The sequence below is a fragment of the Microbacterium sp. VKM Ac-2923 genome (assembly GCF_022815605.1).
In the GTDB taxonomy this organism is placed as follows: Bacteria; Actinomycetota; Actinomycetes; order Actinomycetales; family Microbacteriaceae; genus Microbacterium.
Genome location: NZ_JALGRP010000005.1, coordinates 17,880 through 43,165 on the forward strand (window position 1 = coordinate 17,880; position 25,286 = coordinate 43,165).

Genomic DNA, 25,286 nt, shown 5'->3' on the forward strand with positions numbered 1-25,286 from the left:
GCTCAGACGCCCGCGGACGAAGTGAGCGGTGCAGACGCCGTCGCCGCACGCGCCGGGGTGAGCTCCGCGTCCAGAGCCTCCCGCTCGTCGAAGACGAAGCACTCCCCGTCCCAGTGCGCATCGCCCTGGGCGTCGAACCACCCCAGGATGCCGCCGTCGAGCTGGTAGGCGTCGACTCCCTCGGACCGGAGGTACCACGCCGCCTTCTCGCAGCGGATCCCGCCCGTGCAGAAGCTCACGACCGTCTTGCCGACGAGCTCGTCGCGGTGGGCGCTCGCAGCATCCGGGAACTGGGTGAACCGCTCGAGCCGCCAATCCCGGGCGCCGGCGAAGGTGCCGTAGTCGACTTCGAAAGCGTTCCGCGTGTCGACGAGAACGACCTCGCGGCCCTCATCGTCGGCGCCGCGGTCGAGCCACCGCCGCAGGGTGTCGGGGCTCACCGCGGGTGCGCGGCCGTCCTGCGGGCGCACCTCGGGACGGTCCATGCGGATGATCTCGCGCTTGACCTTCACCAGGAGTTTTCCGAAGGGGACGGCATCCGACCAGCTGTCCCTCGTCGTCAGTGAGGTGAAGCGCTCGTCGGCGCGGAGGTCGTCGAGAAAACCGCGAACGGAATCGGCGGGACCCGCGAGGAACAGGTTGATGCCCTCTTCGGCGAGGAGGATCGTGCCGCGCATCCCCGCGACGGTCGCCCGCTCCCGCAGCGTGACCCGGAGGGCGGCGGGATCGTCGATGCGCGTGAACAGGTACGCCGAGACGTTGAGGACGGATGCCATGGCATCCACCCTACGAAAGCGCACACGGGCGCGTGTCATCGCCGGACGCGGGCGTCAAGCCGGAAAACTCGCGCGGCGGATCGCCTAGCGTGAGAGGACTCGTCCCCGGGAGGAAGCGTGCCCCAAGGCTCCGCGCCGTCGACCCCGACCGTCTCGGTCGTGATCCCCGTCCGCGACGACGGTCCGCAGTTGCGTCAGTGCCTGCGGGCGCTGTCGGCACAGACCGTCGCCCCCGACGAGATCGTCGTCGTCGACAACGGCTCCGTCGACGACAGCGCCGCGATCGCCCGGTCCGCGGGGGCGCGGGTCGTCTTCTGCGGAGCCCGTGGCATCCCCGCCGCGGCTGCCACCGGATACGACGCCGCACGCGGCGACCTCGTTCTGCGGCTCGACGCCGACAGCCTGCCCGCACCGACGTGGGTTGAGAGCATGGTCGATGCCCTCGCCGACCCGACAGTGGATGCCGTCACCGGCGGCGCCGTGTTCCATGACGGGCCCGCGTCGCGACGCGTGACGATGGCCCGGGCCTTCCTCGGCACGTACGCCGCCTTCGCGTTCCCCGCTCTCGGCCACACGCCGCTGTGGGGGTCGAACATGGCGTTCCGGCGACAGGCGTGGTTGGACGTGCGCGACGAGGTGCACCTCGACCCCGAACTGCACGACGACTTGGATCTCGCGTACCACCTCGGCGTTCGCCACCGCATCCGCTACGTGTCCGGCCGACACATGCGGGTGTCGTCGCGCACGGTACGCCCGGGGAGGTTCGCGGTGTGCTTCCGTCGCGGGGCGGGCACGGTGTTCGCGCATTGGCCGGCGGATCTGCCGCCCACGCGATGGATGCGGGTGGCGCGGGCCCGTCGACGGCCCGCCGGGGTCGCCGCCCAGGGGAGCGCCGCCCGTTCCGACGAGAGGGCGCGCTCATGACCGGCATCCTGTTCCCGAACGTGGAGGCGCCCGACCTGCACGTGATGAGCTTCAACATCCGTCGACGCTTCGAGAGGATCACGTGGCCTCCGGCCGACCGCTGGCCCATGCGCAAGCAGCGTCTGCGCACGTTCCTCAGCGCGAACCGCCCCCATCTGCTCGGCTCGCAAGAGGCGATGCCCGACCAGGCTCGATGGGTGCAGGAGTCGTTGGGCTCGCAGTACGGGCACATCGGTCTCGGGCGGGGAAAGGACCGCGGGGGCGAGGGGACGCCCGTGTTCTATGACCGCGACCGCATCGAGGTGCAGGAGTGGGAGCAGGTCATGCTCTCCGACACTCCGGAGGTTCCGGGATCGACCGGCTGGGGCAACACGATCCCTCGCGTCGCCGTGATCGCCCGGCTGTGCGACCGTACCACCGGCGCCCACTTCACCATGGTGAACACGCACTTCGACGCGTTCTCGCACCGGGCGCGCCGACGCTCGGCGACCTGGTTGCACGATCTCGTCGACTCGCGCGAGGGTCCGCTGCTGTTCACCGCCGACGTGAATGCGCACGTGCGGTCGACCGAGTTGGCGGAGATCTTCGCCGGCGGCCTGCTCGTCGACACCTGGTCGTATGCGCCGGTGCGGCGCACGGCCGAATGGGGCACCTTCAACAACTATCGGCGCCCCAAGCTGGGCGCGCGGCGCATCGACGCCCTGTTGGTCACCCCCGATGTGGGGGTGCGGGCCGTCGGCATCGATCCCCGGCCGACCGGCACCCAGTGGCCGAGCGATCACCTGCCTGTCCAAGCCGTGGTGCGCATCCCCACGGGGGTGGCGTCGTCATGACCGTTCGCACCGGTTCCCATCGAACGGAGGGATGCCGATGATCCGCGCCATGTACGCCAACCTCAAGCGTCCGCCCCGCAGCGTGACCGACTGGCTCGCCGACGCGGTCCGTGCGACCGCGATCGTGCTCGTCATCGTGTCGCTGTTCACGCTGCCGTTCACGGATTTCGCGGTGCTGTCGATGTCGCTGCCGGCGGTGATGCTCTCGCGCATGATCGGCCTGCGCTCGGGCCTCGACCTCGTCACCTGCGTCACCGTGTTCGTCGCCGCGGGCAGCAACGTGCTCGAGCTCTACCGGGCGTGGACGGGGTGGGACCTTGCGGTACACCTCGTGTGCACCGGTGTCCTCGCCGCGGTGGCGCTGGTGCTGCTCGACGACGGAGGCGTGGTCGCGCCTACCGGGCGTCGACGCACCCCGATCGTGGTCGCCACCCTCGCGGGTCTGGCCCTGTCGGCCGTGTGGGAGATGATTGAGTGGTTCGGCTACCGGTTCATCACCGATGCGATCTTCGTGACGTACGACGACACGATCGGCGACATGATCGCGGGCGGGCTGGGGGCGTTGCTCGCAGGCCTGCTGGCATCACGCTGGAGACTGACGCGCCAGGACCGCGCGAGGCTCTGACGCGCAAAGCGCTGCCGAGCCGGGCTCCGTCGTCGGACTCCCGCCAAACTGTTCGGTCACCTCGGCGGCACGCGCCGCAACCGGCGGCACCCCGTGAGGCGCCGCCGGTCGCCCGGTTTCAGATCCTGCCCGCCACGTCGGTTCCGACGAGGTCGCCGTCGGGGCTCGGCTCGCTGAGCTGTTCGCCCGGGGCCGTCGATCCCTCGAGAGGCGGGAGCGCCTGTTCGACGCGGGAGCCGATCTCGGCATCCACGTTCTTCCAGTACTGCACGGCCCGGTCGCGCACCTCTGCCCGAGTCACCCCGCCCACGTGCCCGGTGATCGTCTCGACGAGCCGGTCCCGTTCGTCGGCCGACATCACCTCGCGCACGAGGGTTCCGGCCTGACCCCAGTCGTCGTCTTCGGGGTGCAGGGTGGCGGCGCTGCGCACGAGCTCGCCGTCGCTGTGCCAGCCACCGTCGCCGGCGCGGCGCGGATCGGCCGCGGGACCGCCGACGGAGTTCGGGGCGTACACCGGCACCTCGGGCGGGTTGTACTCGTGGCGCATCGCGCCCTCTTTCGAATACGAGTGCACCTCGGTGTGCGGACGGTTGACGGGCAGCTGCTGGTAATTCGTACCCACGCGGTAACGGTGGGCGTCGGCGTAGCTGAAGATGCGCGCCTGCAGCATCTTGTCGGGACTGCCGTCGATACCGGGGACGAAGTTCGACGGTTCGAAGGCGGCTTGCTCGATCTCGGCGAAGTAGTTGCCCGGGTTGCGGTTGAGCTCCATCGTGCCCACCTCGATCTCGGGGTAGTCGCTGTGGGGCCACACCTTCGTGAGGTCGAAGGGGTTGAACCGGTAGGTCTTGGCATCCTCGTAGGCCATGATCTGCACCTTGAGCGTCCACGTCGGGAACTCGCTCCGCTCGATCGCGGCGTAGAGGTCGCGGATGTGGAAGTCGGCGTCTTGCCCTGCGATCTGGTCGGCTTCGTCCTGCGTGAGCGTCTTGTGTCCGAGGTCGGTGTGGAAGTGGTACTTCACCCAGAACCGCTCTCCCTCGGCGTTGATCCACTGATAGGTGTGCGAGCCGTACCCGTTCATGTGCCGCCAGGATGCCGGGATGCCACGGTCGCCCATGAGCCAGGTGACCTGGTGGGCGCTCTCGGGCGACAGCGTCCAGAAGTCCCACTGCATGGTGTTGTCGCGCAGGTGGCTGCCCGGCAGCCGCTTCTGCGAGCGGATGAAGTCGGGGAACTTGATGCCGTCCTTGACGAAGAAGACGGGGGTGTTGTTGCCGACGAGGTCGTAGTTGCCTTCTGTCGTGTAGAACTTCAACGAGAAGCCGCGCGGGTCGCGCCACGTGTCGGGGCTGCCCTGCTCGCCCGCGACCGAGGAGAAGCGCGCGAGCATCTCGGTCTCGACGCCGGGCTGGAACAGCGCCGCGCGGGTGTAGGCCGACACGTCGCCGGTCGTGCGGAACGTGCCGAACGCCCCACCGCCCTTGGCGTGCACGACGCGCTCCGGCACCCGCTCGCGGTTGAACTGCGCGAGTTTCTCGATCAGGTAGTGGTCGGTCAGCGCGATCGAGCCGTCGGCTCCGATGCTCTGCGAGTGCTCGTCACTGGCGACGGGCGCGCCGCCGTTCGTGGTGGTCGGCTCGGTCATGGCTCTCCTCACGTCGTGGGCCGGCGAACGACTGGCCCTCGTCCACGGTACGCAGCCCCTCCGACATCGCGGCGGTATTGCGGTGACGACGCCGACCACGTAGGGGCCGGGGCCTGTCAATCCCCGCATCCGCTCCCGCTGCGGTCGAGAGCATGGGCGCACCTACACCGAAGGAGACGTCATGTCGAAGGATCTGTCGAAGGGCGACCGCGTCAGCTGGGACACCCCTCAGGGCCGCACCCAGGGCGAGGTCGTGGAGAAGAAGACGAAGGACTTCCAGCACGACGGCCAGAAGTTCACCGCGTCGGACGACGACCCGGCCTACATCGTGGAGTCCGAGAAGTCGGGGGCGAAGGCCGCTCATAAGGGATCGGCGTTGAACAAGCTGAAGAGCTGAGGTTCGGCGGACGCTTCGACGGGCTCGACGACCGCCCAGGTCCCTGAGCCCGTCGAAGGGATCGGAAGCCCCGCACCCCGGGGGGGCTTCGACGGCCTCAGCCACCTCCCACCTCTCTACCCCCTCGCTTCCCGCCGCTTGCGCATCTGCGCCAGCGCCAGCGAAAGCCGGTGGTTGCCGGCCAGCACGTCCTCGTGCCGTTCGAGGAACTCCCAGTACGCGTCCGTGAAGACGGAGTCCTTGGCGGCCTGGGACGAGGGGAACCACGAGCCCATCTTCTGCAGGTACGCCCCGCCCGAGACGTAGGGCTTGGTCGCGACGAAGCCGCCGTCGGCGAACTGGCTCATCCCCATGACGTTGGGCACCATGACCCAGTCGTACGCGTCGACGAACAGGGCGAGGAACCACGCGTTCACCTGGCGCGGGGCGTAGCCCTGCAGCAGGAACCAGTTGCCCAGCACCATCAACCGCTCGATGTGATGCGCGTACCCCCAGCGGTGCACCCGCTCCAGGACCGTGCGCACGGGGACCGGGAGGTCGCTCGGCATCCGGTTCCCCGAGTACCAGTACTTCTCGATGCGCCTGTCCTGGTGCAGGGCGTTGACGTGCTCGAGCTCGGGATGCGCGCGGTACATGCCGCGCATGTACTCCCTCCACCCGATGACCTGCCGGATGAACCCTTCGACGGATGCCAGGGGCGCATCGGTGCGGGTGGCCGCGGCCACCACTTCCTCGACGGTCAGCAGACCGATGTTCAGCATCGGCGAGATGATCGAGTGGAAGAGGAAGGGCTCGTCGGCTTTCATGGCGTCTTCGTATCGACCGAAGTCGTCCAGCCGCTCCGCGACGAAGACGTCGAGCCAGTCGCGCGCGTCGTCGGGGGTCACCGGAAGCCAGAACTCCTCCGCCGCGCCCGGGTGCTCGGGGAACAACTCGTCGACCTCGGCGATGACGGCGCGGGTGATGTCGTCGTGCTCCGCCTTCGGCAACGGCGGGATCGTGACCCCCTTCTTCGGTAGCGCCTTGCGGTTGTCGGCGTCGAAGTTCCAGCGGCGGCCCGTGGGCTTGCCGCCGTCCATCAGGATGCCGGTGCGTCGGCGCTGCCAGTGGTAGAAGTCCTCCATGAGCGGGGTCGGGTGCTCGGCGAACCAGCCGTCGACGTCCTCCTCGGGCGTGAGGAACAGTGCGTCGGGCAGGACATCGGTGGCGACGTCGTGGTCGGTGCAGATGGCCGCGATGCGATCGTCGACCGGTCGGTTCGGATCGCTCATCCAGGTCAGCTCGGTGACCCTGTGCGAGCTCAGCAGACGCTCCAGGCCCGCCCTGAACGTGAGGTCGTCACCGAGGGTGACCCGGCGAACCGTTCTCCCCTCGGCTTCGAGCCGAGCCGCGGTGTGCCGCATCGCGGAGATAAGCAGAACGATCTTGTGCCGGTGGTACGGGAGCGTGCGAAACCGCGGTGCCGACTCGATGAAGAAGAACTCGTCGACCTGGTCGTCGGTGAAGGAGGGATGCTCGGCGAACTGCTGCGTCGCCAGGATCAGAGCGGCCCTCACGCGTGCCGCCTCTGCTTCGCCGCATTCGCCCGGCATCCGCGCGAGCAGTAGAGCACCTGGTCCCATTGATCCCGGCCGCTCCAGCGTTTGCGGTCGGTGAACGGGCGACCGCAGAATGCACAGGGCTTGGAGCGCACCTCAGCTCGTGACATGCCGTCATCGTCGCAAGAGGACGCTTCGTCCCGCGGGGGCTTGCGCTGGCACGGAGATCGGGTGCGCGCAAGGCCCATGTGCGATCCACCACCATCGTGGTCGAGTCGGACCATGGACACCACACCCGAACGCCCTCGTGACGACGCCGACAGCCCCGACGAGCTCGAGACCGCCGACGGTGCGCGCATGCCCGACTTCACCGACGACGATGGCACGCCGGTCGAGAACCCGTCCGGCTGAGGGTGGACCCGGCCGGGCCCTCGGAATCGGGGCCCGGGCCGGTCTGTCACTCCGGCAGGTCGAACTTCTCGTTCTCGCCGCCCTGAGGGCGCTCCCCCGTGACCTTGGATGTCACGAGCGCGATGGCCGTAGCGATCCGCCCGCCAGCGCTGCCCCAGTACTCGCCACTGAGGGTGTTCACGCGCACCAGGGTCACGCCGGGCGATTCGGGGCCGTCGGGGAACCACGCCTCGACGCTCGTCGACCACAGCTCTTTGAGCTTCGCGAGGTCGTCGACCACCTCGGCCTCGCCCGCGAGCGAGAGCCACGTACCGTCGGTACTGAAGGAGAGACCGACCTTCGGATCGCGCCGCACGTGTTCGACGGCCGAGGCGTGGGAGCCGACGATGAACCACAGGTCGCCGTCGCTCTCGGTCTCCTGCACCGTCAGGGGGTGGGCGTGCAGCGCGCCGTCCTGCGCGCGGGTGGTGACCATGGCGAAACGGAATTTCTTGAGCAGCTCGTTGAGTTTGTCGAGTTCCGGTCCCGTGGATGACATGTCGTTCCTCTCGTCGAAGAGTTCAGCCCACCGCCTCGACCTCCGCCGTCGCTACGTGTTGACGTCGGCGTCGGAGTCTGCTCTCGGCTCCTTGTGGGCTCCGGTCGGCCCGACGAGGCGGTCGAGTTCCGCCAGAGCGTCCCGGGCTCGCTGCACACGCGCCGGCTCCTCGTCATCCCACCACCGCGGTCCACGTTCCCCGAGGCCCGACTTGGCCAGACCCACGCGGTGTCGGACATCGGCAATCGCCTCGTCGTCGCCGGAGCGCTTCGCCGAGCGCACGGCGGCGCGGGCACGGCCGAGGTGCGAGCGCAGACCATCAGCGACGTCCTCGGGGAGGACGGGGTCGGTCCGCCTCCAGCGCCGCCCGTCGATGACCAGCCAGCGTTCGTCGTCTGTGGAGTCGTCCGCGTTTCCCGATGCCATCCCCCCAGTGCACCTTCCAAACGGACCGGGGGAAACTCTCCGGCACCGTCCAGACTTCCGTGCTACGTTGATCTCATTCGTTCTGGGACTTGCTTCATTGACGCCCGCCTCATCGCTGAGATGCCGGGCGCACGGCGCCGAGCCGTTTCGGTCAGCTCTCCCACCCCAAACCATCGCGTGCCTCGCTCGACGACTCCGGTCCTCGCGTCGCACACGCGGAAAGTTCTTGTGTCTCTGCTTCACCTCTCGCCACTGTCGTGGCGTCAGGCCGATCTCGACGTCTTCGTCGCGACGGCCGGATCCGACTACGCCGGTTTCGTCGGCGCGGCCATCGTGGGCTTCGAAGCCCACGGTCCGCTCGGCGAGAATCTCGGCGTCCACACGTCCGTCGACGCGGCTCAGGCCGCCGTCGACGGGCATCGCGTCCGCGGTACCGACTCGGTACCGCGGCGTCCCCGTCCGCTCCGCACGCGTCGGAGCGGCGCCCACGGTCGCGTCTGCGGCCCAACATGAATAAAGGAAGAACACGATGGCCACTGGCACCGTGAAATGGTTCAACTCCGAAAAGGGCTACGGCTTCATCGCTCCCGATGACGGCTCCGCCGACCTGTTCGCGCACTTCAGCGCGATCCAGGGCAACGGCTTCAAGGAGCTGACGGAAGCGCAGAAGGTCGAGTTCGACGCCGAGCAGGGCCCCAAGGGCATGCAGGCGGCGAACATCCGCCCCCTCTAAGCTCCGCTGAAACCCGGACGCCGGGCTCGTCGCTGTCGCGACGGGTCCGGCGTCCGGCGTTTTCGGGGGTGCCCCGAACGGGCACCGACGAGGTCAACGGCGTTACCGTTTGCCGTGAGCCTTCTGCACATGTGGATGTATTCCCAGGAGTCCATACGTCGGCACGTAGTCTGGGCCTCAGCCCGGGTAGTCGCCTCGGCTCCCGACTCCGGTCACCCCCGATCCGAGGAGAAGTTTCATCGCCTCCACCATCGTCGAGTCCCGCCTCGGCCCCGTTCGACAGACGTACTCCGGCACCACGGAATTCCCCCCCATCGCCAAGGCCTACACAGAGTTGTCTCAGGTCGTTCGCGAGAGTGGACTGCTGGCCCGCACCGGCCGCTTCTACCTCGTCGTCGCGATCGCGATCGCGCTCGGCTTCGCCGGCGCCATCACCGGCTTCGTCCTGCTCGGCGACAGCTGGTACCAACTGCTGATCGCCGCCGCTCTCGGCATCCTGTTCACCCAGGTCGCCTTCCTGGCCCACGAAGCCAATCACCGCCAGATCCTGGCGTCGGGTCCGGCCAACGACCGTCTCGCCCTGCTGATCGGCAACGGCATCGTCGGCATGAGCCAGTCGTGGTGGGCGTCGAAGCACACCCGCCACCACGCGAACCCGAACCGCGTCGGCAAAGACCCCGACATCGAGATCGACACGATCTCCTTCCTCGACGAAGACGCCGCCAAGGCGCGCGGCATCCAGCGCTGGATCACCCGCCGACAGGGCTGGCTCTTCTTCCCCCTGCTCACGCTCGAGGGGCTCAACCTTCATGTCTTGGCCCTGCGCCACCTGACCTCCCGCGAAGAGATCAAGGGTCGCTGGCGCGAACTGGGCCTGCTGGCGTTGCGTCACGCTCTCGTGCTCACCCCGATCTTCGTGTTCCTGCCGATCGGCATGGCGTTCGCGTTCCTCGGTGTGCAGCTTGCCGTCTTCGGTGTCTACATGGGCGCGTCGTTCGCGCCGAACCACAAGGGCATGGCCGTCATCGCCCCCGGTGCGAAGCTGGACTTCTTCAGCAAGCAGGTGCGCACCTCGCGCAACATCTCGGGCGGCTGGTGGGCGACGTGGCTCATGGGCGGTCTGAACTACCAGATCGAGCACCACCTGTTCCCGAACATGGCGCGCCCGCACCTCAGCCGTGCTCGCGTCATCGTGCGGGAGCACTGCGAGACGCTCGGCGTCCCCTACGTCGAGACGACCCTGCTGCAGTCGTACGGGATCGTCATCCGCTACCTCAACGAGGTCGGTCTCGCTGCTCGCGACCCCTTCGACTGCCCGCTGACCGGGTCGTCGCGTCATCTCGCGGTGAAGTGATCCGACGCACAATGTGACGGCGCCCCCTCTTCGGAGGGGGCGCCGTCTTCGTTCGCGGACCGTTCGACCAACCGCGCGGCACCGTCCCTTCACTCACGCGGCACCGCGTGCAGCTGCACATCGCACACCCGTCCGCCCGCGAGGGTCAGCGTCATCACCGTGCACTCGGGCTGCCGACGCCGGTCGGTGGGAGACCCGGGGTTCAGCAGTCGGAGACCCGCCGGGCTGAGCGTGTCCCACGGGATGTGGCTGTGGCCGAACACGAGCAGGTCGGTGTCGGGGAACGCGGCATCCATCCGCTTCTCCCTGCCGGTCGCCGGCCCGGTCTCGTGCACGACTGCCAGGCGTACTCCGTCGAGCTCGGCACGCGCCACCTCGGGGAGCCGGGCGCGCAAGTCCTCGCCGTCGTTGTTCCCCCAGACCCCCAGAACCGGCCGCCGCGTGCTCAGGTCATCGAGGACGGCGGCGTCGACCCAGTCGCCGGCGTGCACGATCAAGTCGACCTCGGATGCCATGCGCCCCACCGCCGCGGGGAGCCGGCGTGCCCGCTTCGGAACGTGAGTGTCGGCGAGAAGCAACAGGCGGGTCGGCATGCGATAACGCTACCGACGCGTGAGCGGGTCCGTCGGGCCGCGAGAATGGTGAAGTGACGATCTCCCGCCGCTCCCCCGCCCTCGCCCTCCTCACCGATGTCGTGATGGTCGTCGTGTTCGCGGCGATCGGACGTGCGACCCATGACGGCGATGTTCTCGGACCGTTCGGTGCCGGTCTGGCCACGACCGCCTGGCCCTTCGTGGCCGCGCTGCTCGCGGGGTGGCTCGTCGCGCGAGCGTGGCGACGGCCGACGTCCGTGGTGCGCTCGGGGTTGCCGGTGTGGGTCGTGACGGTCGTGCTCGGCATGCTGCTGCGAACGCTGAGCGGCCAGGGGGTCGCTGTGGCCTTCGTGATCGTCGCGACGGTGACCCTCGCGCTGCTGCTGCTGGGGTGGCGCGGTGTCGCCCGCCTGGTGGCGCGCCGATGAGAAGCGGACGCCGCGGTATCGAGCCCGCGTCCGCCGCGACTCAGCGAGCGTTCAGTCCGCGAGGGTGACGTCGACCTGGATCTCGGCGGCGAGACGTTCCAGGTCGGTGACGAGGTCGTCGACGGCGACGTCGGCACCGATCACCGCGGTGATCGACGCCTCGAACAAGCGCCCGCCCGCCATCGCGGCATCCGTGGTCTGCGTCGACATCCGCTCGATGCTCGCGCCGCGGGCACTCAGCGCGGCCGACACCTCGCGAACGATGCCCGGCCGATCGTTGCCGACGACATCGAACGTCACGCTGCGCACAGCGGCAGCGGCGGCGGTCGGCGCCCCGGTGTGGACCGTGACGGCGAGTGTTCCCGCCAGACCCTCCAGGGCGGCGCGCAACGCCTCGGCACGGTCGGGCACGGCCGAGACCTCGATGATCCCGGCGAAAGCGCCGGCCAGCTCGGCCAATTCGCTGTTCTCCCAGTTGCCGCCGTGAGCCTGGACGATGTCGGCGACCGCGGAGACGAGACCGGAACGGTCGTCGCCGACGACGGTGAGAACGAGGGTGACCATTCCGACAGCGTAGCGAGCACGGCGCTGATACCCTGATGATTCCCGCCGGAGGGGGTGAGCCCATGATCGCATCGGTCATCGCCGTGCTGAACCTGCTGCTCGCCTCGGCCGAGTCGACGCTCACGCCTGGCCACGGCGCTCCCCTCCTCGCCGTCGTGCTGGCGGCGGCAGTCCTGGTGACTGCCTCGATCGTCATCGTGGTGCTGCCGGCGCTGACCGCCAGCGCTCCCCCGCCGTCCGCACGGCCCATCGATCCGTCGGCTCCCCTCGCCCAGAGCGATCCCGACGCCGCCGGGCATCCACGTCCACGCGCCCCGGGAAGCGTCGTCCGCGCCGCGTAATCCCGCACGTTCCCGCCTCGCTCGGAGGCGATCGTGGCATCCGGGGTCCGCGGTGCCGGTCACCCGCGCAACAGCGGCCCCCTCCTCGCTTCCGACAGGGGAGCACGCTCGCGCCCTGTGACCGATCCGCCCTGTGATCGCCTCACTCGAATGGACGCCCATGGACCTCTTCGCCCTGCCCCCTCTCGCTCACCTGCTCGATCTCGCCACACGAGCGCTGCTCGCCCTGACGGCCCTCCTCGATCCCCTCGCCGGCCCGGCGGCCGCCGCGCTGGCCGTCGTCGTCGTCACTCTGATGGTTCGTCTCGCACTTATCCCGGTCGGGGTGTCGCAGGCGCGCGCCGAACAATCTCGTGCCCGTCTCGCGCCCCGCCTGCGTGCGCTTCGAGAGCGATGGGGGCACAGCCCCGAGCGCTTGCAGCGCGAGACGATGCACCTCTACCGCGACGAGGGAGCCTCGCCGCTCGCGGGCTGTGCGCCGGTCCTGGCTCAGGCTCCCGTGGTCGGTCTGCTGTACGCCGTCTTCCTGCACCCCACCGTCGACGGACACACGAATGAGCTGCTCGCGCACGAGCTCTTCGGCGTCCCTCTCGGTCGGAGCCTCGCCGGCGCGCTGTCGACGGGGACGATGGATGCCGCGACCCTCGCCGTCATCGGCACGCTCGTCGCCGTGATCGCGTTCGCGGCCGAGATGACGCGGCGCGTGCTGCGTCCGCCCGTCGACCCGGCCGCACCGACCTGGACGGCGGGACTGGTCGGGGTGTTGCAGTTCACCACCGCGGCGGTGGCCGCGTTCGTGCCGGTGGCGGCCGGTCTCTACCTCGCCGTGACGACGGTGTGGACCGTCGCCCAACGCCGGCTGCTTCGGCGGCGCTACCCCCTGCCGTCGTGACGGTGAAAGCTGCGCGTGGCCGGTGCGTGTGGAAAGGCCGGCTCGCGACCTCGTCGTGCGGCAGAGGTCTGCTCAGTCAGACCGCTCGCGTCGCGGCATCCCACCGCGGCGCCGCGGAGGCGTTGAGGGCGGCCATCGCGAGCACGAGCAGTGCCGCGGCGGCGGGGAACAGCATCGCCGTCGCCACGGACACGCTCTCGGCGACGGCGCCGGTGACCGCTGATGACAGCGCTTGGGCGAGTGTCAGTGCCGAGGCGAGGAGCGTCATGGTCGACGCGGTGCGTCCCCGGGGGGCACGGGCGCCGGCGAGGCTGAAGAGCGTCACGAGGGAGGGCCCGACGCCGATGCCCATCAGGCAGAGCACGGCGGTCACCGTCGCGACCGATCCGCCCACGGTGTAGGCACCGGTCGACGCCGTCAGGATCACGGCGAAGATCACGAGCCGCCACCGCAGGGCGAAGCGCGGGGGCAACGCCGCCACGGCCAAGGCCAGCACCGCGGAGCCCACGCCCATCACGCCGTACAGCAGTGCCCCCGCCTCGGGTGCACCCTGGGCCTCCATGAAGGCGGTGAGCGAGGTGAGGGTCGACCCGAAGAACAGTCCCACACCGAAGACCGCCGCCAACAGGACAAGCATGCGGGGGTGGAGGAGTTCGCGGAAGGGGGCCATCTCGGCGCGCTCGGACCGCTCGGGGACCGCGCGACCGGTGGGGTGCAGGGCGAAGGCGGTGACGAAGACTAAGCTCAATACCGCGGCGCCGGCGATCGGCGCCCACGGCGCGATGAGGGCGGCCAACACGCCCACGACGAACGGACCGATGACGAAAGCGGTCTCGTCGGCGGCCGACTCGTACGCCATCGCTCGGGAGAACGTGCGCTCACGGCGATCGGGGTGCACGCGCTCGCCGATCAGAGCCATCACGCGGGTGCGCGACATCGCCGCCGTCTGCGGACCGGTCAGGCCGATGGCCGCGGCGGCCGCGAGCAGGACGCCGTCGACCGTCGTCGTCGCCACGATCAGGGGAAAAGCCGCGAGCAGGATGCCGTTGGCGATCCCGACGGGCATGAGCACACGCCTCTGCCCGTAGCGATCGGCCAGGTCGCCGAGCACGGGGCCGGCCACGACGACGCCCAGGCCGACCGCGGCGGAGGTGAGACCTCCAAGCGCGACGGACCCGCGCGCCGCCACGACCAAGGCCAGGACGCCCACGGTCATCATGGCGAACGGCAAGCGCGCGACGAACGCGACCGGGAAATACCACGGGCCGGTGTGGTGGATCAGGGGGCGATGGGCGACGGCGCGTCGTGACGCGGTCGATGTCATGGATCGGTCTCCGGGGGCGGGGGAACGTGCCGCCTTGCCGGACCGGGCAGGTAGATACACCGTACGGCGGGACCATCCCGCGCCCTCATTCTACCCGCGGCGATGCACGGGGGTCCGGATCAGCCCACGAGAGCGGCGATCGCGGCGATGAGGGAGGCGAGGGCGAGCGCGAGCGCCAGGGCGATGAGCACCGTGTGCACGATGAGGAACGGCGTGGCTTTGCCGGCGGCGTTCTTGGCGCGCGGGTCCTTCGCGACCCGCACGTAGAAGCGCGGCCAGACGACGATGTTGAAGACGGCGTTGGCGAACAACAGGGCGATGAGAATGGGTTCCACGACTCGAGCCTAAACGCGTACGACCGCCTCGCTCACGCGTCGCGGTGCCCGTACCGCCCGTGTCATCTCGCGCAGGCGATGCAGTGCCGAGCGAAGGGCCGCGCCTCGAGCCGGGCATCGGCGATACGGCATCCGCACGTCTCGCAGACGCCGAAGGTGCCGGATGCCACGCGTTCCCGCGCCGCGCGGATCTCCGCGCGCTCGGACTCGGCGCCCCGACGGAGGGCGTCGACCTGCGCCCACTCCCCCGACAGCGTGGAGCCCTCGGGGTCGTGCTCGTCGTCCGCCGTCGAGTCGGCACGATCGTGACGCAGGCTGTCATCGTCTTCGCGGAGGCGCCTGAGGCGGTGCTCGACCTCACGTTCGCGGTCATCGAGCATGCGCGCGGCGGTGACGGCATCCATGCTTCGACGCTAGCCCCCACCTCCGACATCGAGACTGCGGCAGGATCGGGCCATGAGCGAACTGCGCCGCCACTGGACCCCGACCGCCGCGGTCTTTCTCGCGCTGGCCGTCGCCGGTCTCGCGGGAACCTCGGTCTTCAACGCCTTCGCCATCGTGCAGATGCGCGACTTCATCGGAGACCTCGTCTCCAGCGGCCCCGCGGTGTCGTCGATCACGGTCGATCTCCTCGTCGTCGCGATCGCGGGGAGCATCTTCATCCTCGTCGAGGCCCGTCGACTGGGCATGCGCTTCGCCTGGGTGTACATCGTGCTGTCGGGGATCACCGCGTTCGCGTTCACGTTCCCGCTGTTCCTGGCGATGCGCCAGCGCCGCCTCACCGCTCGCGCGCACGCGGACGCGGACGCGGACGCGGACGCCCGGGATTCTCGCTGATGCCGCGCCCCCGATGAAGCCCGGCGCCCTCGCCGACCCGCGTCGTTGACGTCGCGCCCCCGGCTTCACCCGGGTGCCTCGCCGACTCCGCGCCCCCGGATGACGCCCGGGGTCTTCGCCGACATCCATCGCCGATGTCGCGAACGCCGCCGAGGCCTGCGCCCCTCGCTGGGCGGGGAAGGTCGGGTCCCGCGTCCCGCGTGCGGGAACCGGACCCGACTCTCCCCGCTCAGCACACGGGCGCAGCCGCCGATCAGCGCGCGGCGAGACCCGCGCGCAACCCCTCGACGAGCGGGGTCGTCGGCCGGCCGATGATGCGCGCCAGCGTGCCGTCGGTCTGCGACAGCGCACCTCGCGCGATCGCGTCGTCGATACCGGCGACGAACGCGGCCGTAGCCGCGTCGAGGCCGGCGGTCTCCAGTCCTGCCGTGAGCTGCTCCACCGTCACGGCGGTGTAAGCCACCGGGCGCCCGAGCACCTCGCTCGCGGCTCGCGCGAGCTCGTCGTAATCCCACGCGACATCTCCCCCGAGCTCGACGGTCTGCCCCGCCAGCTCGTCGGTGATCAGTGCGACGGCGGCTGCCTCGGCGTAATCGCGGCGGCTCGCGCTGGCGACCCGGGCGTCGCCGACGGCGGCGACGATCTCACCGGTCTCTCCCGCACGGGCGACGGCGTCGAGGTAGTTCTCGGTGTACCAGTTGTTGCGCAGGACGGTGGCATCCAGTCCGGAGGCCGCGATGGCCTGCTCTGTCGCCCTGTGGTCCGCGCCGAGCGCGTAATCGATCTCGTCGTTGCGCGGGGAGCTGGTGTACACGAGCCGACCGACGCCGGCCGCCGCGGCCGCGTCGATGACGTTGCGATGACCTGTGACGCGATCGGGGTCGGTTCCCGAGATCAGCAGGACGCGCGTGACGCCGTCGAGCGCCGAGGCGAGCGTCTCGGTGCGGGCGTAGTCGACCTCGACGACGACGACCCCGCGGGCGGCGAGGTCCTCCGCCTTGGAGGGCGTGCGCACGCCGGCGATGATGTCGGATGCCTCGATGCCGCGAGCGAGCAGGGCGTCGATGACGAGACGGCCGAGGTTGCCGGAGGCGGCGGTGACGAGGAGAGTCATGGGGTGTCCTTTCGGTGGGTACGCGGAGTGAAACCGCGCGGCACCGAGCACATTCCGGAATGCCGGTACCCACTTTCTGGTTAGGTACTCACATGAGCGTCAGTCTTGCCGATCTGCGCGGGAAGAACCCCGCGATCTTCACGGACGGGTGTCCCACCCGAACGGTTCTCGACCACGTGATGGGCAAGTGGGGAGTTCTCGTCCTCCTCGCGTTGTCCGATGGCACGCAACGCTGGGGCGTCCTGCGTCGCAACGTCGCCGGCATCAGCGAGAAGATGCTCGCCAGCACGCTCAAGACGCTCGAGGGCGACGGCCTCGTGGCGCGCACGGCCTATCCCGAGGTGCCGCCGCGCGTGGAGTACGCGCTCACCGACCGTGGTCGCGACCTGATGACACGCGTCATCCCGCTCATGGAGTGGGTGGCCGACAACGCTGACGCCATCGTCGCGCGGGAGGGCTGAGCCATGCGCGTTCCCGATCTGCGCGCCGTGCGCGGCAGCCTCAACGTCCGCGCGCCGCGCCGCATCCCCCTCCTCCAGGTCGCGAAGTCGGCTCTGGCGATTGTCGCCGCGTGGCTGATCGCGGGGTGGCTCGTGCAGGGTCCGCCCCCGATCTTCGCCGCGATCGCGGCACTGCTGGTCGTCCAACCGAGCGTCAACCAGTCCTTCACGCGCGCCGTCGAGCGCAGCGTGGGTGTAATTCTCGGTGTGGTCATCGCTTCCCTGCTCGGGCTCGCGTTCGGTTCGCAACCGTGGGTCGCCCTCCTCTCGGCCGTCGTGGCGCTCGTCGTGGCGTGGGCCGCGAGGATCTCCCCCGGCGCGACCAATCAGATCGCGATCAGCGCCCTGCTCGTGCTCGCGTTGGGCACCGCCACACCCAACTACGCCCTCGACCGCGTCCTCGAGACACTCATCGGTGCCGCGATCGGCATCGTCGTCAACGCGGTCCTGGTGCCGCCGGTCCTGGTGCCGCCGGCCCGCGAGAAGATCGACACGCTGGGGCGCGAACTCGCCGCCGCCCTCGAACGTCTCGCCGACGCCCTCGAGACCCCGCAGACGCCGGCCTCGCTGGAGGGGCTGTTGCTGGAGGCGCGGCTCCTCCGACCGGTCCGGGATGCCGCGGCGGACGCCCTGCGCGACGGGGAGGACTCGCTGGCCCTGAACCCCCGCAGCGGTCGCCACCGCGCCGACCTCGCTGAGATGGGCGATCTGCTCGACCGCTTCACCCCCGTCGTCACGCAGACCGTCGGCATGACCCGCGCCGTCTACGACGGATACGACACCTCTATTGCGGCGGAACCCGCGGTCCGCGCCATCGCGGAGCAACTGCACCGCGCGGCCCACGACGTCCGTCTGGCGTTCAGCCTCGACGCCGGCGCCGGACGCGGCCCCGAACCTGCGGCCGCGGAGGAGCCCGCGCTGACCCGCCCCTTGCAGATCCAGACACCGTCACCCGCGCACTGGGTCCTCGTGGGCTCGATGCTGACCGATCTGCACCGCGTTCACGAGACCCTCCGCGACGACGGGTTCTGACCCGAGCGCGGCGCGCCGGTCCGTCGACCACGTGTGCACCGTACGTCGCCGGAACGCGCCGCGCGCGCTGCGGCTCCCGCGCGTCCCCCTCGGGTCGCGGCTGCGAATCTCCCCCACCCGCGCCCCCGTCGGATCGTGCGCTGGTTGACTGGGCGCATGGGTACCGCGATGTTCCCCCTCGGAGCCGTCCTGTTCCCGCATACGCCCGTGGCGCTGCGGATCTTCGAAGAGCGCTATCTCGTCATGCTCGGACGGCTGCTGGACGAGGCCGACCCGGCCTTCGGAGTGGTGCTGATCGAGCGCGGGTCCGAAACCGGCGGCGGCGATCAGCGCTTCGCCCTCGGCACGATGGCCCAGCTCAGCCACGTCGTTCCCCAGGCGGGCCAGATGCAGATCGTCGCGCGCGGCGCGGAGCGCTTCGAGATCGTCGAGTGGCTCGACGACGACCCCTACCCCCGCGCCGAGGTCCGCGTTCTGCCGGATCTGGAGTGGAACGACGCCCTGATGCCGTTGCTCGAGGAGGCCGACAGGATCGTGCGGCGCGTGCTCGCCCGCGCACAGCAGTTCGGCGGCACGCGGTGGGATCCCGAAGTCGAGTTGTCGGACGAACCGCTCGCGCGCGCCTGGCAGCTCGCGGCGATCGCACCGCTGGGCGAACTCGATCAGATGGAACTCCTGCGCTCGGCGACCCTGGGGGGACTTCTGCGCGCAACCATCGATCTGACGCTCGCAGCGGAACCGCTCCTGGCCGACCCCGTCCCCGACGGCGTCATCGTCGTAGACGAAAACCCCGGCGACGGCGACTAACGCGTCGGGTCGCAGCCCGCATCGCCCGCTCCATCGGCGCAGAGCCCGGACGCCGACACCGAAAACACGGCCCGGGCACGCCGCGGTGGCGGTGCGCCCGGGCCGTGTGTTCGGGTCAGTTCAGTTCGCGCACCGTCAGCGGGATGACGCCGTCGCCGTAGAGGTCGATCGCGAGGTCCTGGAGGGCGGTGAGCGCGACGCGCTGCGTCTGCGGACCGTACGAGATTCGGGCGACGCCCAGGGCCTCGTACTCGGCGGCGGTGAGCGCCCCCGGTACGCCGATGACGCTGAGCTTCCGATCACCGAGGCCGTCGACGAGGCGTCGGGTCGTCTCCGCGTCCAGCTTGCCGGGCACGAACACCGATGTGGCACCGGCGGCGAGGAAAGCGCGACCGCGCTCGATGGCATCGGCTACCTTGTCGTCGAGCGGGCGGTCCCCGCCCTTCAGGAAGACATCGGTGCGGGCGTTCAGGACGAACGGCACCCCCTCGGCCTCGCCTGCCGCGATGACGGCCTCGACGGCGGCGACCGCGTCGGACAACGGCTTGACCCGGTCCTCGACGTTCGCGCCGACGACGCCCACACCGATCGCCCGGCGGGTCGTCTCGCCGGGGTCGCCGAAGCCCGCGTCGAGATCCGCCGTGACCGGCACATCGACGGAAGCCACGATGCGTCCGACCATGTCGAGCATGAGCTCGACGGGGATGTTCTCGCCGTCTTCATATCCGAAGGTCGCAGCGATCGAGTGCCCGGCCGTCGCCAGGGCCTTCGTCTCGGGGAGGGATGCGACGGCCTGCGCCGACACCACGTCCCATACATTCACGACCCGCAGGATCTCGGGCGCGGTGTGCAGGCGGGCGAATGACTGTGCCGTGTCACGGAGAGAGATCATGCGCTCGCACCCTCACGTCCGGACTCGTCCGCGAGGGCTTCGGCGATCAGCGTTCCGCCCGCACCGAACCGGATGAACCGGCCGATCGTGGCGGGCTGCACGAGGGCAGCCGCCGCCACCGAGGCGACGTCGGCGCGGCCGACCTCGCCCTTGCCCTGCGGCGCGGTCGTGATGCGACCGGTGGCGGACTCGGTGGTGAGCGTGCCGGGGCCGAGGATCGTCCAGTCGAGATCGCTGGCACGCAGGTGGTCGTCGGCGGCGAGCTTCGCGTCGGCGTACGCGAAGAACGAATCGTCCGGGTCGATGCCGTGGTCGGGAGTGGAGCCGATCCACGACACCATCACGAACCGCCGCACGCCCGCTTTCGACGCGGCGTCCACCGCACGCTGAGCGGCGTCTCGGTCGACGGCGTAGGTGCGCTCGGCTTCCCCGCCGCCCGCACCCGCCGACCAGACGATCGCATCCGCACCGGTGAACGCCGTCGCCATCTCCTCGACGTCGGCCTTCTCGACGTCGAGCACGAGGGGGGTACCGCCCGCCTGCTCGATATCACCGCCTTGATCCGCGGAGCGGATGACGGATGTGGCTCCGTCTCCGCGATCGGCGAGCAGAGCCGCCAGGTGCAGGGCCACTTTGCCGTGGCCTCCGATGATCACGACACGTTCCATATCGTCGTCCTCTCGCGTAGTCGATGGGGGTTCCGCGCGATCGACCCTACGCACCACGTCCGACATCGACCGGCGGGGTTGACGCCCTCAGTCCACGTCGCCGTCCACGTAGACCCACCGGCCGCCGCGGCGGACGAACCGGCTGCGCTCGTGCAGCTCCCCGTCGATCCCGTGCTGGCGCCAGGCCGCGCGGAACGACACGACTCCCGCATCGCCGTCCTCCTCAGCCCCGTCGATCACCAGACCACGCCACGTCGTCCCGTCGTCGACGACGATCTCGTCGGGCCGGGTCCTCGGATGCCACGATCGCAGCAGGTGGGCGGCGTCACCCACGACGAAGGCGGTGTATCGCGAACGCATCAGTCGTTCAGCACTGGGGGCGGGCACTCCCTCGAGGATCGGGCCGCAGCAGTGGCCGAACGCTCCGCCCCCGCATGGGCACGTCGCGTGCGGGGAGGGACGGGCGGATGCCAGGCCGAAGGACATTGCGCCACTCTAGGACGGGCAGATTAGGGCAGATCCCGAACGTGCAGGAGGGAGTGGAGCCTCAGGCGCCGCCGGAGAGTTGGTCGTTGGAGGGCATCGACCACGACCGACGCCCCGGCCCACGACGCGCCGCTCAGCTCGACGAGCCGGTGACACGCCTCCATCTGCGCTCCGGTATCGACCCAGTCGTCGACGAAGAGCACCCGGTCCCCCGACCGCAGAAGCCCCCGTCGCACGCCGAGGCGCAGGTGCCGGTCGCGGTAGTCCGGTCCCGTTGTCGTCTCCCACCACGCGTCGCTGTCGACGGGGCGCGACGGATCCTTGCGGACCTCGGCGAAACCGACGCCGAGGGCATGGGCCACCAGAACCCCGAGCAGGCTGCCCCGCGACGACGGCCCCATTACGACCGTCGGCGCGTCGCCGGCGAAGGGCGCTGCGAGGCTTGGACCGATCCGATCGATGATCGCCGGATCACGCCACCACCCGGTGACGTCCGCGCTGAGCGTCGGGTCGGTTCGGTCGCTGAGCCACCGAAAGTTCTCGCGCAGACGCTCACGAAGATCGGACACGCTCCATTGTCGTCACGGTCGCGGCGCACATCCGCCACGCCGACCGATCTCACCCGGCATTCCTCGGACGTGGCGCACCCGAGCGGGAGCGCCGCCGGAGCGCGCGTGACAGGATCGCATCCGTGACCGACCGCATCATGCTCCTCGATACCGCTTCGGTATACTTCACCTATGGCACCTACTCGCGTCGTCGGCTATGTTCGGCTCTCTCGGGAGAGCGCTGACTCGACCTCAGTCGCCCGCCAACGCCAAATCATTGAGGCCCACGCCAAGGGCCGGGGATGGGAGCTTGTCGACACAATTGACGATGTCGACGTCAGCGCATCCAAGCGACGCCTTGACCGTCCGGGGCTCACTCGCGTCCGTGCCCTCATCGCGGGGGGTAAGGCGGAGGCGGTTCTCGTCTGGCGCCTCGACCGCCTAGCCCGCTCGGTCGTCGACTTCGGCACCCTCCTCGACGACGGGCTCAACGTAGTTTCGTGCACCGAGCCCCTCGATACGACCACAGCGATGGGCCGCGCCATGGCCGAGGTGCTCCAGGTATTCGCGGCGCTGGAATCGCGCACAATCGGCGACCGGCTCCGCTCGACAATCGCCTACCGCGTAGGCCAAGGCGACCGCTGGCGGGGCGGACCGACCCCGTACGGCTACAAGTCAGTGCCCCACCCCTCAGGGGACGGTAAAACGCTCGCCATCGACGCCACTGAGGCGGCCTACGTCCGCCAGGCGGCGGAGATTGTGCTCTCGGGCGGCTCCCTGTACAAGGCAATGACAACTCTGACGTCGAACGGATCGACCCCTCGGCGGGCGACAGCTTGGTCGCTGTCAAGCCTGCGCGTTGTACTTACGGGTGACTCGGTCCTCGGGCGCCAATCTCGTCACGGCGCGCCTCTGCGCGACGACACCGGAGTCATCGCGACACCCTGGGAGCCCATCCTCACCGTTTCGGACGCTGAGCGCCTCCGTGCCGTGCTCCAAGCCCGACCTCTTGCGACGACACGCCGCAAGGCTTCCCGGCTCCTGTCGGGGCTCCTGACGTGCGAGTCCTGTGGGAGCCGCCTCCGTGTCAACTCTCGGCGCGCGCAAGGGGCACAGGTCGAGTCGTATGGATGCCGAGCCAATGGCGACGGCAAGGTCTGTCCGCGCCCTGCGAGCATCAACGCCGATCAGGTCGAGGCGTTCCTAGTGGGCGAGTTTCTATCGGTCGCTGGGCGGCTCACGGTTGTTGAGAGGCGCGCCGTCGTCCGCGACGTCATCGGATTGGCCGAGGTGGAGGAGGCAATCCGCCACACTACCGACGCCATGCGTGAGCCGGGTGCGGACATCCCCGCGCTCGTCGAACGCCTAAGCGCTCTCACCGGATCGCGAAACGAGCTCGCGGCGCGGCCTGTCGAACCTGTCATCGAGACCGTCGAGACGGGCGAGACCTACGGCGAGCGGTGGGAGCGGTCTGACACTAACGAACGCCGCGCGGCGCTGGAAAGTGTGCTCATGGGCCCCGTCCCCGTTGTCGCAATCGGGCGGGGTTACAGGCGGGTCGATGCTGACCGAGTATTGGCGCCGTGGCCCTGGCTCGACGAATATGCCGCACAGTACGTCGACCCCGGCTGGACTGACGCGCGACCGCTCGTCGCGCCCTGGGCGCCGCTGGACCCCTCTGGCGTGGGCCCTGAAATCGACCCGGACTGGTCCGGCTAACCACCTACGGCGCCGCGCGGGTCCGGTGCGCCGCATCGCTGAGGCACGCTACACCCCGGCGCCAGGCCCCCTAGCGTGGTGACGCGCGTTATGCACCTAGTCTGCACCGACCGATTCGTCGACCAAATAACCACACCGCACGCCGCGTTGTACACCTACTGACACCCCAAGGGACGATGCTGAAAAGGCATCGTCCCTGGCATCGTCCCTGACCAGCGCCACTCCTACAACCGCGGAATCATGCGGTGAAATCGCCCACAGGGACGCTGGTCGATGCCCCCACACCACTAACCTCTAATGAGGTGAGTCGAAACGGTCACCGCCGCCCCGTGTCGTCGACCTAAGTGCACAACGTGCCATTGCGCGCGTCGCCGAGACCGCATGAGGTGCCCCGCGTGGCCCCCTCCGCCTCGGCCCCACTCGCGGGCATCCCGGCGGTATATCCAAGGGTAAAGAGGCTCACACACTTCTCGCCCCGGAAAGGTGCAACTTCGCAATGACGCACACTCTCACGTGTCACGCCTGCGGTGCCACGTTCACCGCCTCCCGTCGGCACGCCCTCACATGCTCCAATGCATGCCGCCAGCGCCGCCAGGCCCGACGCCGCGACGCCCTCATCGCCGACCTCTCCGCATTCGCGCGCGAGGCCGCCGCGGTCAAGCTAGCCGCCTGACCCGCCCTCACCTTCCCCCGTCGCCACCGTGCGACGCGTTCCGCCCGTCCGCCTCGCCGCCGTTCGCGACGGCATCGAGGGACAGCGGGCCACGCCCTGACCGGTCGCTCCGGCACGGCACACCTTCGACGCCCCCGGGCGTGGCCCCAAGTGGGCGCCACACCGGGGGCGTCGCCGTTTCACCCGACGACGCCGCCAAGGTGCGGCCCGTCACCGACCGCTAGACGCGGTTCTCCACCTCATCCACTCCAGGCGCACACCCTCGCGCCGCACATCTCCTAGGAGAACCCGCCACCATGGCAAACATCTTCCAAACCGACCCCACCGCCGTCGGCGACGTCGCCACTCTCCTCGCGCTCGCAAGTCTGCGCCTCGGCAACGTCGCTCAGCGTTTCGATTCGTCCGACTTCATCGCGGGCCGTGGCGACACCGTCTACCTGACAGTCTCAGGCGCCCTGGCCGCTCACGGGCGAGCGCTCGACGACGTCACCAACGCCATCATCAGCGAACGACTGTCGGAACTGCGCGAGCCGGTGAAGCTCTCGACTCACGCCTACTCCAGCGTCGTCCTTTCCGACGCCGAGCTCAGCCTCGACATCAAGGACTTCGGCAAGCAAGTACTCGACCCTCAGGCCACCGCCGTCGCGGCCAAGATCGAGCGCGCACTCGCCGACGTCATCGACGGTATTGACGTCGCCCCCGATGTGACGTTCATGCGCTCCAACCCGGTCTCGTTCTTCACCCAGGGCCGCGCCGCGCTCCGCGCCAAGGGCATCGACGTCGCGGGCGAGCCTCTCGTCGCGCTCGTCGGATCGGCGCTCTACGACATCCTCCTCGACTCCGGCGCGCTCGACGCGGACAAGCTCGGCGGCGACGCCTCGGCCCTCACCAAGGGCGCCGTGGGCAGTCTCCGCGGCTTCGAGGTCGTCGAGGCCACCTCGGGAGACCCGGGGGACGTCGTGTTCATGACGAAGCGCGGCTCGCTCTACCTCGCCAACCGCGCCCCCGAGGTCCCGACCGACGTGACCGGCAACAAATCCACGCACGAGGGATTCGAGCTCCGCGCCATCCAGGACTATGACGCCACCGTCACCGCTCAGCGGTCGGTCCTTTCGACCTTCGTGGGTGCGGGCATCCTCCCCGCCTACAAGGCCACCCGCACAGAGGATGTCGCCATCCAAGGCGAGGCGGACTTCGTCGCCGGTTCTGTGACGCTGTCCCCCATCCCCGGGGGCGCGACCGTCAAGGCCAACATCAGCAACGTCTAACCGACATACACCCGGCGCCACCAGCGCCACCGCGAGCCCGCCCGACCTCACCCCGGGCGGGC

Annotated in this window: 33 protein-coding genes; 17 read left to right on the top strand and 16 right to left on the bottom strand. The window is 69.7% G+C overall.

What is annotated here, in order from left to right; translation table 11 throughout:
* Positions 1 to 2 precede the first annotated feature (2 nt).
* Positions 3 to 776 carry a sulfurtransferase gene (locus tag MT347_RS09670; RefSeq protein WP_243500550.1) on the bottom strand — a complete coding sequence of 258 codons (774 nt, stop codon included), beginning with the start codon at positions 774 to 776 and terminating at the stop codon, positions 3 to 5.
* Between the two features lie 117 nt (positions 777 to 893).
* Here MT347_RS09670 and MT347_RS09675 point away from each other — a divergent pair, with 117 nt between their 5' ends.
* The 3 genes from MT347_RS09675 to MT347_RS09685 are packed head-to-tail and all read left to right on the top strand — an operon-like array spanning position 894 to position 3,158.
* Entirely contained in the window at positions 894 to 1,700 is an 807-nt protein-coding gene (locus MT347_RS09675; protein WP_243500552.1) for a glycosyltransferase family 2 protein, read from the top strand.
* Entirely contained in the window at positions 1,697 to 2,533 is an 837-nt protein-coding gene (locus MT347_RS09680) for an endonuclease/exonuclease/phosphatase family protein (protein WP_243500554.1), read from the top strand. The genes MT347_RS09675 and MT347_RS09680 overlap by 4 nt, the downstream gene beginning before the upstream one ends.
* Positions 2,534 to 2,570: 37 nt before the next feature.
* Positions 2,571 to 3,158: a hypothetical protein gene (locus MT347_RS09685; RefSeq protein ID WP_243500556.1), complete on the top strand. Its 588-nt coding sequence runs from the start codon at positions 2,571 to 2,573 to the stop codon at positions 3,156 to 3,158.
* Positions 3,159 to 3,276: 118 nt separating this feature from the next.
* Here the strand turns inward: MT347_RS09685 and MT347_RS09690 are convergent, their stop codons facing one another.
* Positions 3,277 to 4,806, bottom strand: coding sequence for a catalase (locus tag MT347_RS09690; protein WP_243500558.1), 1,530 nt, complete (start codon positions 4,804 to 4,806; stop codon positions 3,277 to 3,279).
* A 181-nt stretch (positions 4,807 to 4,987) separates the two neighbouring features.
* Here MT347_RS09690 and MT347_RS09695 point away from each other — a divergent pair, with 181 nt between their 5' ends.
* Positions 4,988 to 5,203 (top strand): DUF2945 domain-containing protein, encoded by a 216-nt coding sequence (locus tag MT347_RS09695; protein ID WP_243500560.1) that lies wholly within the window; start codon positions 4,988 to 4,990, stop codon positions 5,201 to 5,203.
* A 116-nt stretch (positions 5,204 to 5,319) separates the two neighbouring features.
* On the opposite strand, the gene MT347_RS09700 is transcribed toward MT347_RS09695, so the two are convergent.
* Positions 5,320 to 6,759, bottom strand: a complete 1,440-nt coding sequence (locus MT347_RS09700) for a cryptochrome/photolyase family protein (RefSeq protein WP_243500562.1) — start codon at positions 6,757 to 6,759, stop codon at positions 5,320 to 5,322.
* Complete coding sequence (locus MT347_RS18395; RefSeq protein WP_308194227.1) at positions 6,756 to 7,025, bottom strand: DUF2256 domain-containing protein; 270 nt, start codon at positions 7,023 to 7,025, stop codon at positions 6,756 to 6,758. The genes MT347_RS09700 and MT347_RS18395 overlap by 4 nt, the downstream gene beginning before the upstream one ends.
* On the opposite strand from MT347_RS18395, the gene MT347_RS18160 reads away from it, so the two are divergent.
* Entirely contained in the window at positions 7,024 to 7,152 is a 129-nt protein-coding gene (locus tag MT347_RS18160) for a hypothetical protein (RefSeq protein WP_279391224.1), read from the top strand. The genes MT347_RS18395 and MT347_RS18160 overlap by 2 nt on opposite strands.
* 46 nt (positions 7,153 to 7,198) lie before the next feature.
* Here MT347_RS18160 and MT347_RS09710 read toward each other — a convergent pair whose 3' ends face one another.
* A complete protein-coding gene (locus tag MT347_RS09710; protein WP_243500566.1) occupies positions 7,199 to 7,690 on the bottom strand; it encodes a pyridoxamine 5'-phosphate oxidase family protein in 492 nt (163 codons plus the stop codon).
* A 51-nt stretch (positions 7,691 to 7,741) separates the two neighbouring features.
* On the bottom strand, positions 7,742 to 8,116 hold the full coding sequence (locus tag MT347_RS09715) for a biopolymer transporter Tol (RefSeq protein ID WP_243500568.1): 375 nt from the start codon (positions 8,114 to 8,116) through the stop codon (positions 7,742 to 7,744).
* A gap of 228 nt (positions 8,117 to 8,344) precedes the next feature.
* Between MT347_RS09715 and MT347_RS09720 the strand changes: the two genes are divergently transcribed.
* From MT347_RS09720 to MT347_RS09730, 3 genes are all read left to right on the top strand, one after another.
* Positions 8,345 to 8,629: a hypothetical protein gene (locus MT347_RS09720; protein WP_243500570.1), complete on the top strand. Its 285-nt coding sequence runs from the start codon at positions 8,345 to 8,347 to the stop codon at positions 8,627 to 8,629.
* 16 nt (positions 8,630 to 8,645) lie between these two features.
* Positions 8,646 to 8,849: a cold-shock protein gene (locus MT347_RS09725; protein ID WP_013583139.1), complete on the top strand. Its 204-nt coding sequence runs from the start codon at positions 8,646 to 8,648 to the stop codon at positions 8,847 to 8,849.
* Between the two features lie 238 nt (positions 8,850 to 9,087).
* Complete coding sequence (locus MT347_RS09730; RefSeq protein WP_243501104.1) at positions 9,088 to 10,203, top strand: acyl-CoA desaturase; 1,116 nt, start codon at positions 9,088 to 9,090, stop codon at positions 10,201 to 10,203.
* Between the two features lie 89 nt (positions 10,204 to 10,292).
* On the opposite strand, the gene MT347_RS09735 is transcribed toward MT347_RS09730, so the two are convergent.
* The gene (locus tag MT347_RS09735; RefSeq protein WP_243500572.1) at positions 10,293 to 10,796 is read right to left on the bottom strand and encodes a metallophosphoesterase family protein; all 504 of its coding nucleotides are present in this window, start codon (positions 10,794 to 10,796) and stop codon (positions 10,293 to 10,295) included.
* A 53-nt stretch (positions 10,797 to 10,849) separates the two neighbouring features.
* Here MT347_RS09735 and MT347_RS09740 point away from each other — a divergent pair, with 53 nt between their 5' ends.
* Entirely contained in the window at positions 10,850 to 11,224 is a 375-nt protein-coding gene (locus MT347_RS09740) for a DUF3054 domain-containing protein (protein WP_374206525.1), read from the top strand.
* 51 nt (positions 11,225 to 11,275) lie between these two features.
* Here MT347_RS09740 and MT347_RS09745 read toward each other — a convergent pair whose 3' ends face one another.
* Entirely contained in the window at positions 11,276 to 11,788 is a 513-nt protein-coding gene (locus MT347_RS09745; protein ID WP_243500574.1) for a glycine cleavage system protein R, read from the bottom strand.
* Positions 11,789 to 11,850: 62 nt separating this feature from the next.
* Between MT347_RS09745 and MT347_RS09750 the strand changes: the two genes are divergently transcribed.
* Together MT347_RS09750 and MT347_RS09755 are read left to right on the top strand one after the other, a co-directional pair.
* Complete coding sequence (locus MT347_RS09750) at positions 11,851 to 12,129, top strand: DUF6412 domain-containing protein (protein ID WP_243500576.1); 279 nt, start codon at positions 11,851 to 11,853, stop codon at positions 12,127 to 12,129.
* A gap of 160 nt (positions 12,130 to 12,289) precedes the next feature.
* Positions 12,290 to 13,021, top strand: coding sequence for a membrane protein insertase YidC (locus MT347_RS09755; RefSeq protein WP_243500578.1), 732 nt, complete (start codon positions 12,290 to 12,292; stop codon positions 13,019 to 13,021).
* Between the two features lie 76 nt (positions 13,022 to 13,097).
* Here the strand turns inward: MT347_RS09755 and MT347_RS09760 are convergent, their stop codons facing one another.
* The 3 genes from MT347_RS09760 to MT347_RS09770 form a co-directional block, all read right to left on the bottom strand.
* Positions 13,098 to 14,345 (bottom strand): MFS transporter, encoded by a 1,248-nt coding sequence (locus MT347_RS09760; protein WP_243500580.1) that lies wholly within the window; start codon positions 14,343 to 14,345, stop codon positions 13,098 to 13,100.
* Between the two features lie 119 nt (positions 14,346 to 14,464).
* Positions 14,465 to 14,680, bottom strand: coding sequence for an SCO4848 family membrane protein (locus MT347_RS09765; RefSeq protein WP_243500582.1), 216 nt, complete (start codon positions 14,678 to 14,680; stop codon positions 14,465 to 14,467).
* A 62-nt stretch (positions 14,681 to 14,742) separates the two neighbouring features.
* Entirely contained in the window at positions 14,743 to 15,084 is a 342-nt protein-coding gene (locus tag MT347_RS09770; protein ID WP_243500584.1) for a TraR/DksA C4-type zinc finger protein, read from the bottom strand.
* 52 nt (positions 15,085 to 15,136) lie between these two features.
* Here MT347_RS09770 and MT347_RS09775 point away from each other — a divergent pair, with 52 nt between their 5' ends.
* Positions 15,137 to 15,517 carry a DUF2834 domain-containing protein gene (locus tag MT347_RS09775; RefSeq protein ID WP_243500587.1) on the top strand — a complete coding sequence of 127 codons (381 nt, stop codon included), beginning with the start codon at positions 15,137 to 15,139 and terminating at the stop codon, positions 15,515 to 15,517.
* Positions 15,518 to 15,770: 253 nt separating this feature from the next.
* Here the strand turns inward: MT347_RS09775 and MT347_RS09780 are convergent, their stop codons facing one another.
* The gene (locus MT347_RS09780) at positions 15,771 to 16,631 is read right to left on the bottom strand and encodes an SDR family oxidoreductase (RefSeq protein WP_243500589.1); all 861 of its coding nucleotides are present in this window, start codon (positions 16,629 to 16,631) and stop codon (positions 15,771 to 15,773) included.
* Positions 16,632 to 16,723: 92 nt separating this feature from the next.
* Here MT347_RS09780 and MT347_RS09785 point away from each other — a divergent pair, with 92 nt between their 5' ends.
* The 3 genes from MT347_RS09785 to MT347_RS09795 all read left to right on the top strand — a co-directional run bounded on the left by MT347_RS09785 (position 16,724) and on the right by MT347_RS09795 (position 18,970).
* A complete protein-coding gene (locus tag MT347_RS09785; protein ID WP_243500592.1) occupies positions 16,724 to 17,092 on the top strand; it encodes a helix-turn-helix domain-containing protein in 369 nt (122 codons plus the stop codon).
* Between the two features lie 3 nt (positions 17,093 to 17,095).
* Positions 17,096 to 18,163, top strand: coding sequence for an aromatic acid exporter family protein (locus MT347_RS09790; protein WP_243500594.1), 1,068 nt, complete (start codon positions 17,096 to 17,098; stop codon positions 18,161 to 18,163).
* Positions 18,164 to 18,319: 156 nt separating this feature from the next.
* Positions 18,320 to 18,970, top strand: a complete 651-nt coding sequence (locus MT347_RS09795) for an LON peptidase substrate-binding domain-containing protein (protein ID WP_243500596.1) — start codon at positions 18,320 to 18,322, stop codon at positions 18,968 to 18,970.
* A 115-nt stretch (positions 18,971 to 19,085) separates the two neighbouring features.
* Here the strand turns inward: MT347_RS09795 and MT347_RS09800 are convergent, their stop codons facing one another.
* The 4 genes from MT347_RS09800 to MT347_RS09815 all read right to left on the bottom strand — a co-directional run bounded on the left by MT347_RS09800 (position 19,086) and on the right by MT347_RS09815 (position 21,585).
* On the bottom strand, positions 19,086 to 19,862 hold the full coding sequence (locus MT347_RS09800; RefSeq protein WP_243500598.1) for an isocitrate lyase/phosphoenolpyruvate mutase family protein: 777 nt from the start codon (positions 19,860 to 19,862) through the stop codon (positions 19,086 to 19,088).
* Complete coding sequence (locus MT347_RS09805) at positions 19,859 to 20,530, bottom strand: NAD(P)H-binding protein (protein ID WP_243500600.1); 672 nt, start codon at positions 20,528 to 20,530, stop codon at positions 19,859 to 19,861. The genes MT347_RS09800 and MT347_RS09805 overlap by 4 nt, the downstream gene beginning before the upstream one ends.
* Before the next feature lie 87 nt (positions 20,531 to 20,617).
* Positions 20,618 to 20,917 (bottom strand): YchJ family metal-binding protein, encoded by a 300-nt coding sequence (locus tag MT347_RS09810; protein WP_308194228.1) that lies wholly within the window; start codon positions 20,915 to 20,917, stop codon positions 20,618 to 20,620.
* A 122-nt stretch (positions 20,918 to 21,039) separates the two neighbouring features.
* Positions 21,040 to 21,585 carry a phosphoribosyltransferase family protein gene (locus MT347_RS09815; protein ID WP_243500604.1) on the bottom strand — a complete coding sequence of 182 codons (546 nt, stop codon included), beginning with the start codon at positions 21,583 to 21,585 and terminating at the stop codon, positions 21,040 to 21,042.
* Positions 21,586 to 21,756: 171 nt separating this feature from the next.
* On the opposite strand from MT347_RS09815, the gene MT347_RS09820 reads away from it, so the two are divergent.
* A complete protein-coding gene (locus MT347_RS09820; protein WP_243500606.1) occupies positions 21,757 to 23,283 on the top strand; it encodes a recombinase family protein in 1,527 nt (508 codons plus the stop codon).
* Positions 23,284 to 24,252: 969 nt separating this feature from the next.
* On the top strand, positions 24,253 to 25,224 hold the full coding sequence (locus tag MT347_RS09825) for a P22 phage major capsid protein family protein (protein ID WP_243500609.1): 972 nt from the start codon (positions 24,253 to 24,255) through the stop codon (positions 25,222 to 25,224).
* Positions 25,225 to 25,286 lie beyond the last annotated feature (62 nt).

Excerpts from the sequence above, each read along its gene's own strand:
- MT347_RS09670 (WP_243500550.1), bottom strand. The coding sequence starts at position 776 with ATGGCATCCGTCCTCAACGTCTCGGCGTACCTGTTCACGCGCATCGAC.
- MT347_RS09680 (WP_243500554.1), top strand. The coding sequence starts at position 1,697 with ATGACCGGCATCCTGTTCCCGAACGTGGAGGCGCCCGACCTGCACGTG.
- MT347_RS09685 (WP_243500556.1), top strand. The coding sequence starts at position 2,571 with ATGATCCGCGCCATGTACGCCAACCTCAAGCGTCCGCCCCGCAGCGTG.
- MT347_RS09690 (WP_243500558.1), bottom strand. The coding sequence starts at position 4,806 with ATGACCGAGCCGACCACCACGAACGGCGGCGCGCCCGTCGCCAGTGAC.
- MT347_RS09695 (WP_243500560.1), top strand. The coding sequence starts at position 4,988 with ATGTCGAAGGATCTGTCGAAGGGCGACCGCGTCAGCTGGGACACCCCT.
- MT347_RS18160 (WP_279391224.1), top strand. The coding sequence starts at position 7,024 with ATGGACACCACACCCGAACGCCCTCGTGACGACGCCGACAGCCCCGAC.
- MT347_RS18395 (WP_308194227.1), bottom strand. The coding sequence starts at position 7,025 with ATGGTCCGACTCGACCACGATGGTGGTGGATCGCACATGGGCCTTGCG.
- MT347_RS09710 (WP_243500566.1), bottom strand. The coding sequence starts at position 7,690 with ATGTCATCCACGGGACCGGAACTCGACAAACTCAACGAGCTGCTCAAG.
- MT347_RS09715 (WP_243500568.1), bottom strand. The coding sequence starts at position 8,116 with ATGGCATCGGGAAACGCGGACGACTCCACAGACGACGAACGCTGGCTG.
- MT347_RS09725 (WP_013583139.1), top strand. The coding sequence starts at position 8,646 with ATGGCCACTGGCACCGTGAAATGGTTCAACTCCGAAAAGGGCTACGGC.
- MT347_RS09735 (WP_243500572.1), bottom strand. The coding sequence starts at position 10,796 with ATGCCGACCCGCCTGTTGCTTCTCGCCGACACTCACGTTCCGAAGCGG.
- MT347_RS09745 (WP_243500574.1), bottom strand. The coding sequence starts at position 11,788 with ATGGTCACCCTCGTTCTCACCGTCGTCGGCGACGACCGTTCCGGTCTC.
- MT347_RS09750 (WP_243500576.1), top strand. The coding sequence starts at position 11,851 with ATGATCGCATCGGTCATCGCCGTGCTGAACCTGCTGCTCGCCTCGGCC.
- MT347_RS09755 (WP_243500578.1), top strand. The coding sequence starts at position 12,290 with ATGGACCTCTTCGCCCTGCCCCCTCTCGCTCACCTGCTCGATCTCGCC.
- MT347_RS09760 (WP_243500580.1), bottom strand. The coding sequence starts at position 14,345 with ATGACATCGACCGCGTCACGACGCGCCGTCGCCCATCGCCCCCTGATC.
- MT347_RS09770 (WP_243500584.1), bottom strand. The coding sequence starts at position 15,084 with ATGGATGCCGTCACCGCCGCGCGCATGCTCGATGACCGCGAACGTGAG.
- MT347_RS09775 (WP_243500587.1), top strand. The coding sequence starts at position 15,137 with ATGAGCGAACTGCGCCGCCACTGGACCCCGACCGCCGCGGTCTTTCTC.
- MT347_RS09780 (WP_243500589.1), bottom strand. The coding sequence starts at position 16,631 with ATGACTCTCCTCGTCACCGCCGCCTCCGGCAACCTCGGCCGTCTCGTC.
- MT347_RS09785 (WP_243500592.1), top strand. The coding sequence starts at position 16,724 with ATGAGCGTCAGTCTTGCCGATCTGCGCGGGAAGAACCCCGCGATCTTC.
- MT347_RS09790 (WP_243500594.1), top strand. The coding sequence starts at position 17,096 with ATGCGCGTTCCCGATCTGCGCGCCGTGCGCGGCAGCCTCAACGTCCGC.
- MT347_RS09795 (WP_243500596.1), top strand. The coding sequence starts at position 18,320 with ATGGGTACCGCGATGTTCCCCCTCGGAGCCGTCCTGTTCCCGCATACG.
- MT347_RS09800 (WP_243500598.1), bottom strand. The coding sequence starts at position 19,862 with ATGATCTCTCTCCGTGACACGGCACAGTCATTCGCCCGCCTGCACACC.
- MT347_RS09805 (WP_243500600.1), bottom strand. The coding sequence starts at position 20,530 with ATGGAACGTGTCGTGATCATCGGAGGCCACGGCAAAGTGGCCCTGCAC.
- MT347_RS09820 (WP_243500606.1), top strand. The coding sequence starts at position 21,757 with ATGGCACCTACTCGCGTCGTCGGCTATGTTCGGCTCTCTCGGGAGAGC.
- MT347_RS09825 (WP_243500609.1), top strand. The coding sequence starts at position 24,253 with ATGGCAAACATCTTCCAAACCGACCCCACCGCCGTCGGCGACGTCGCC.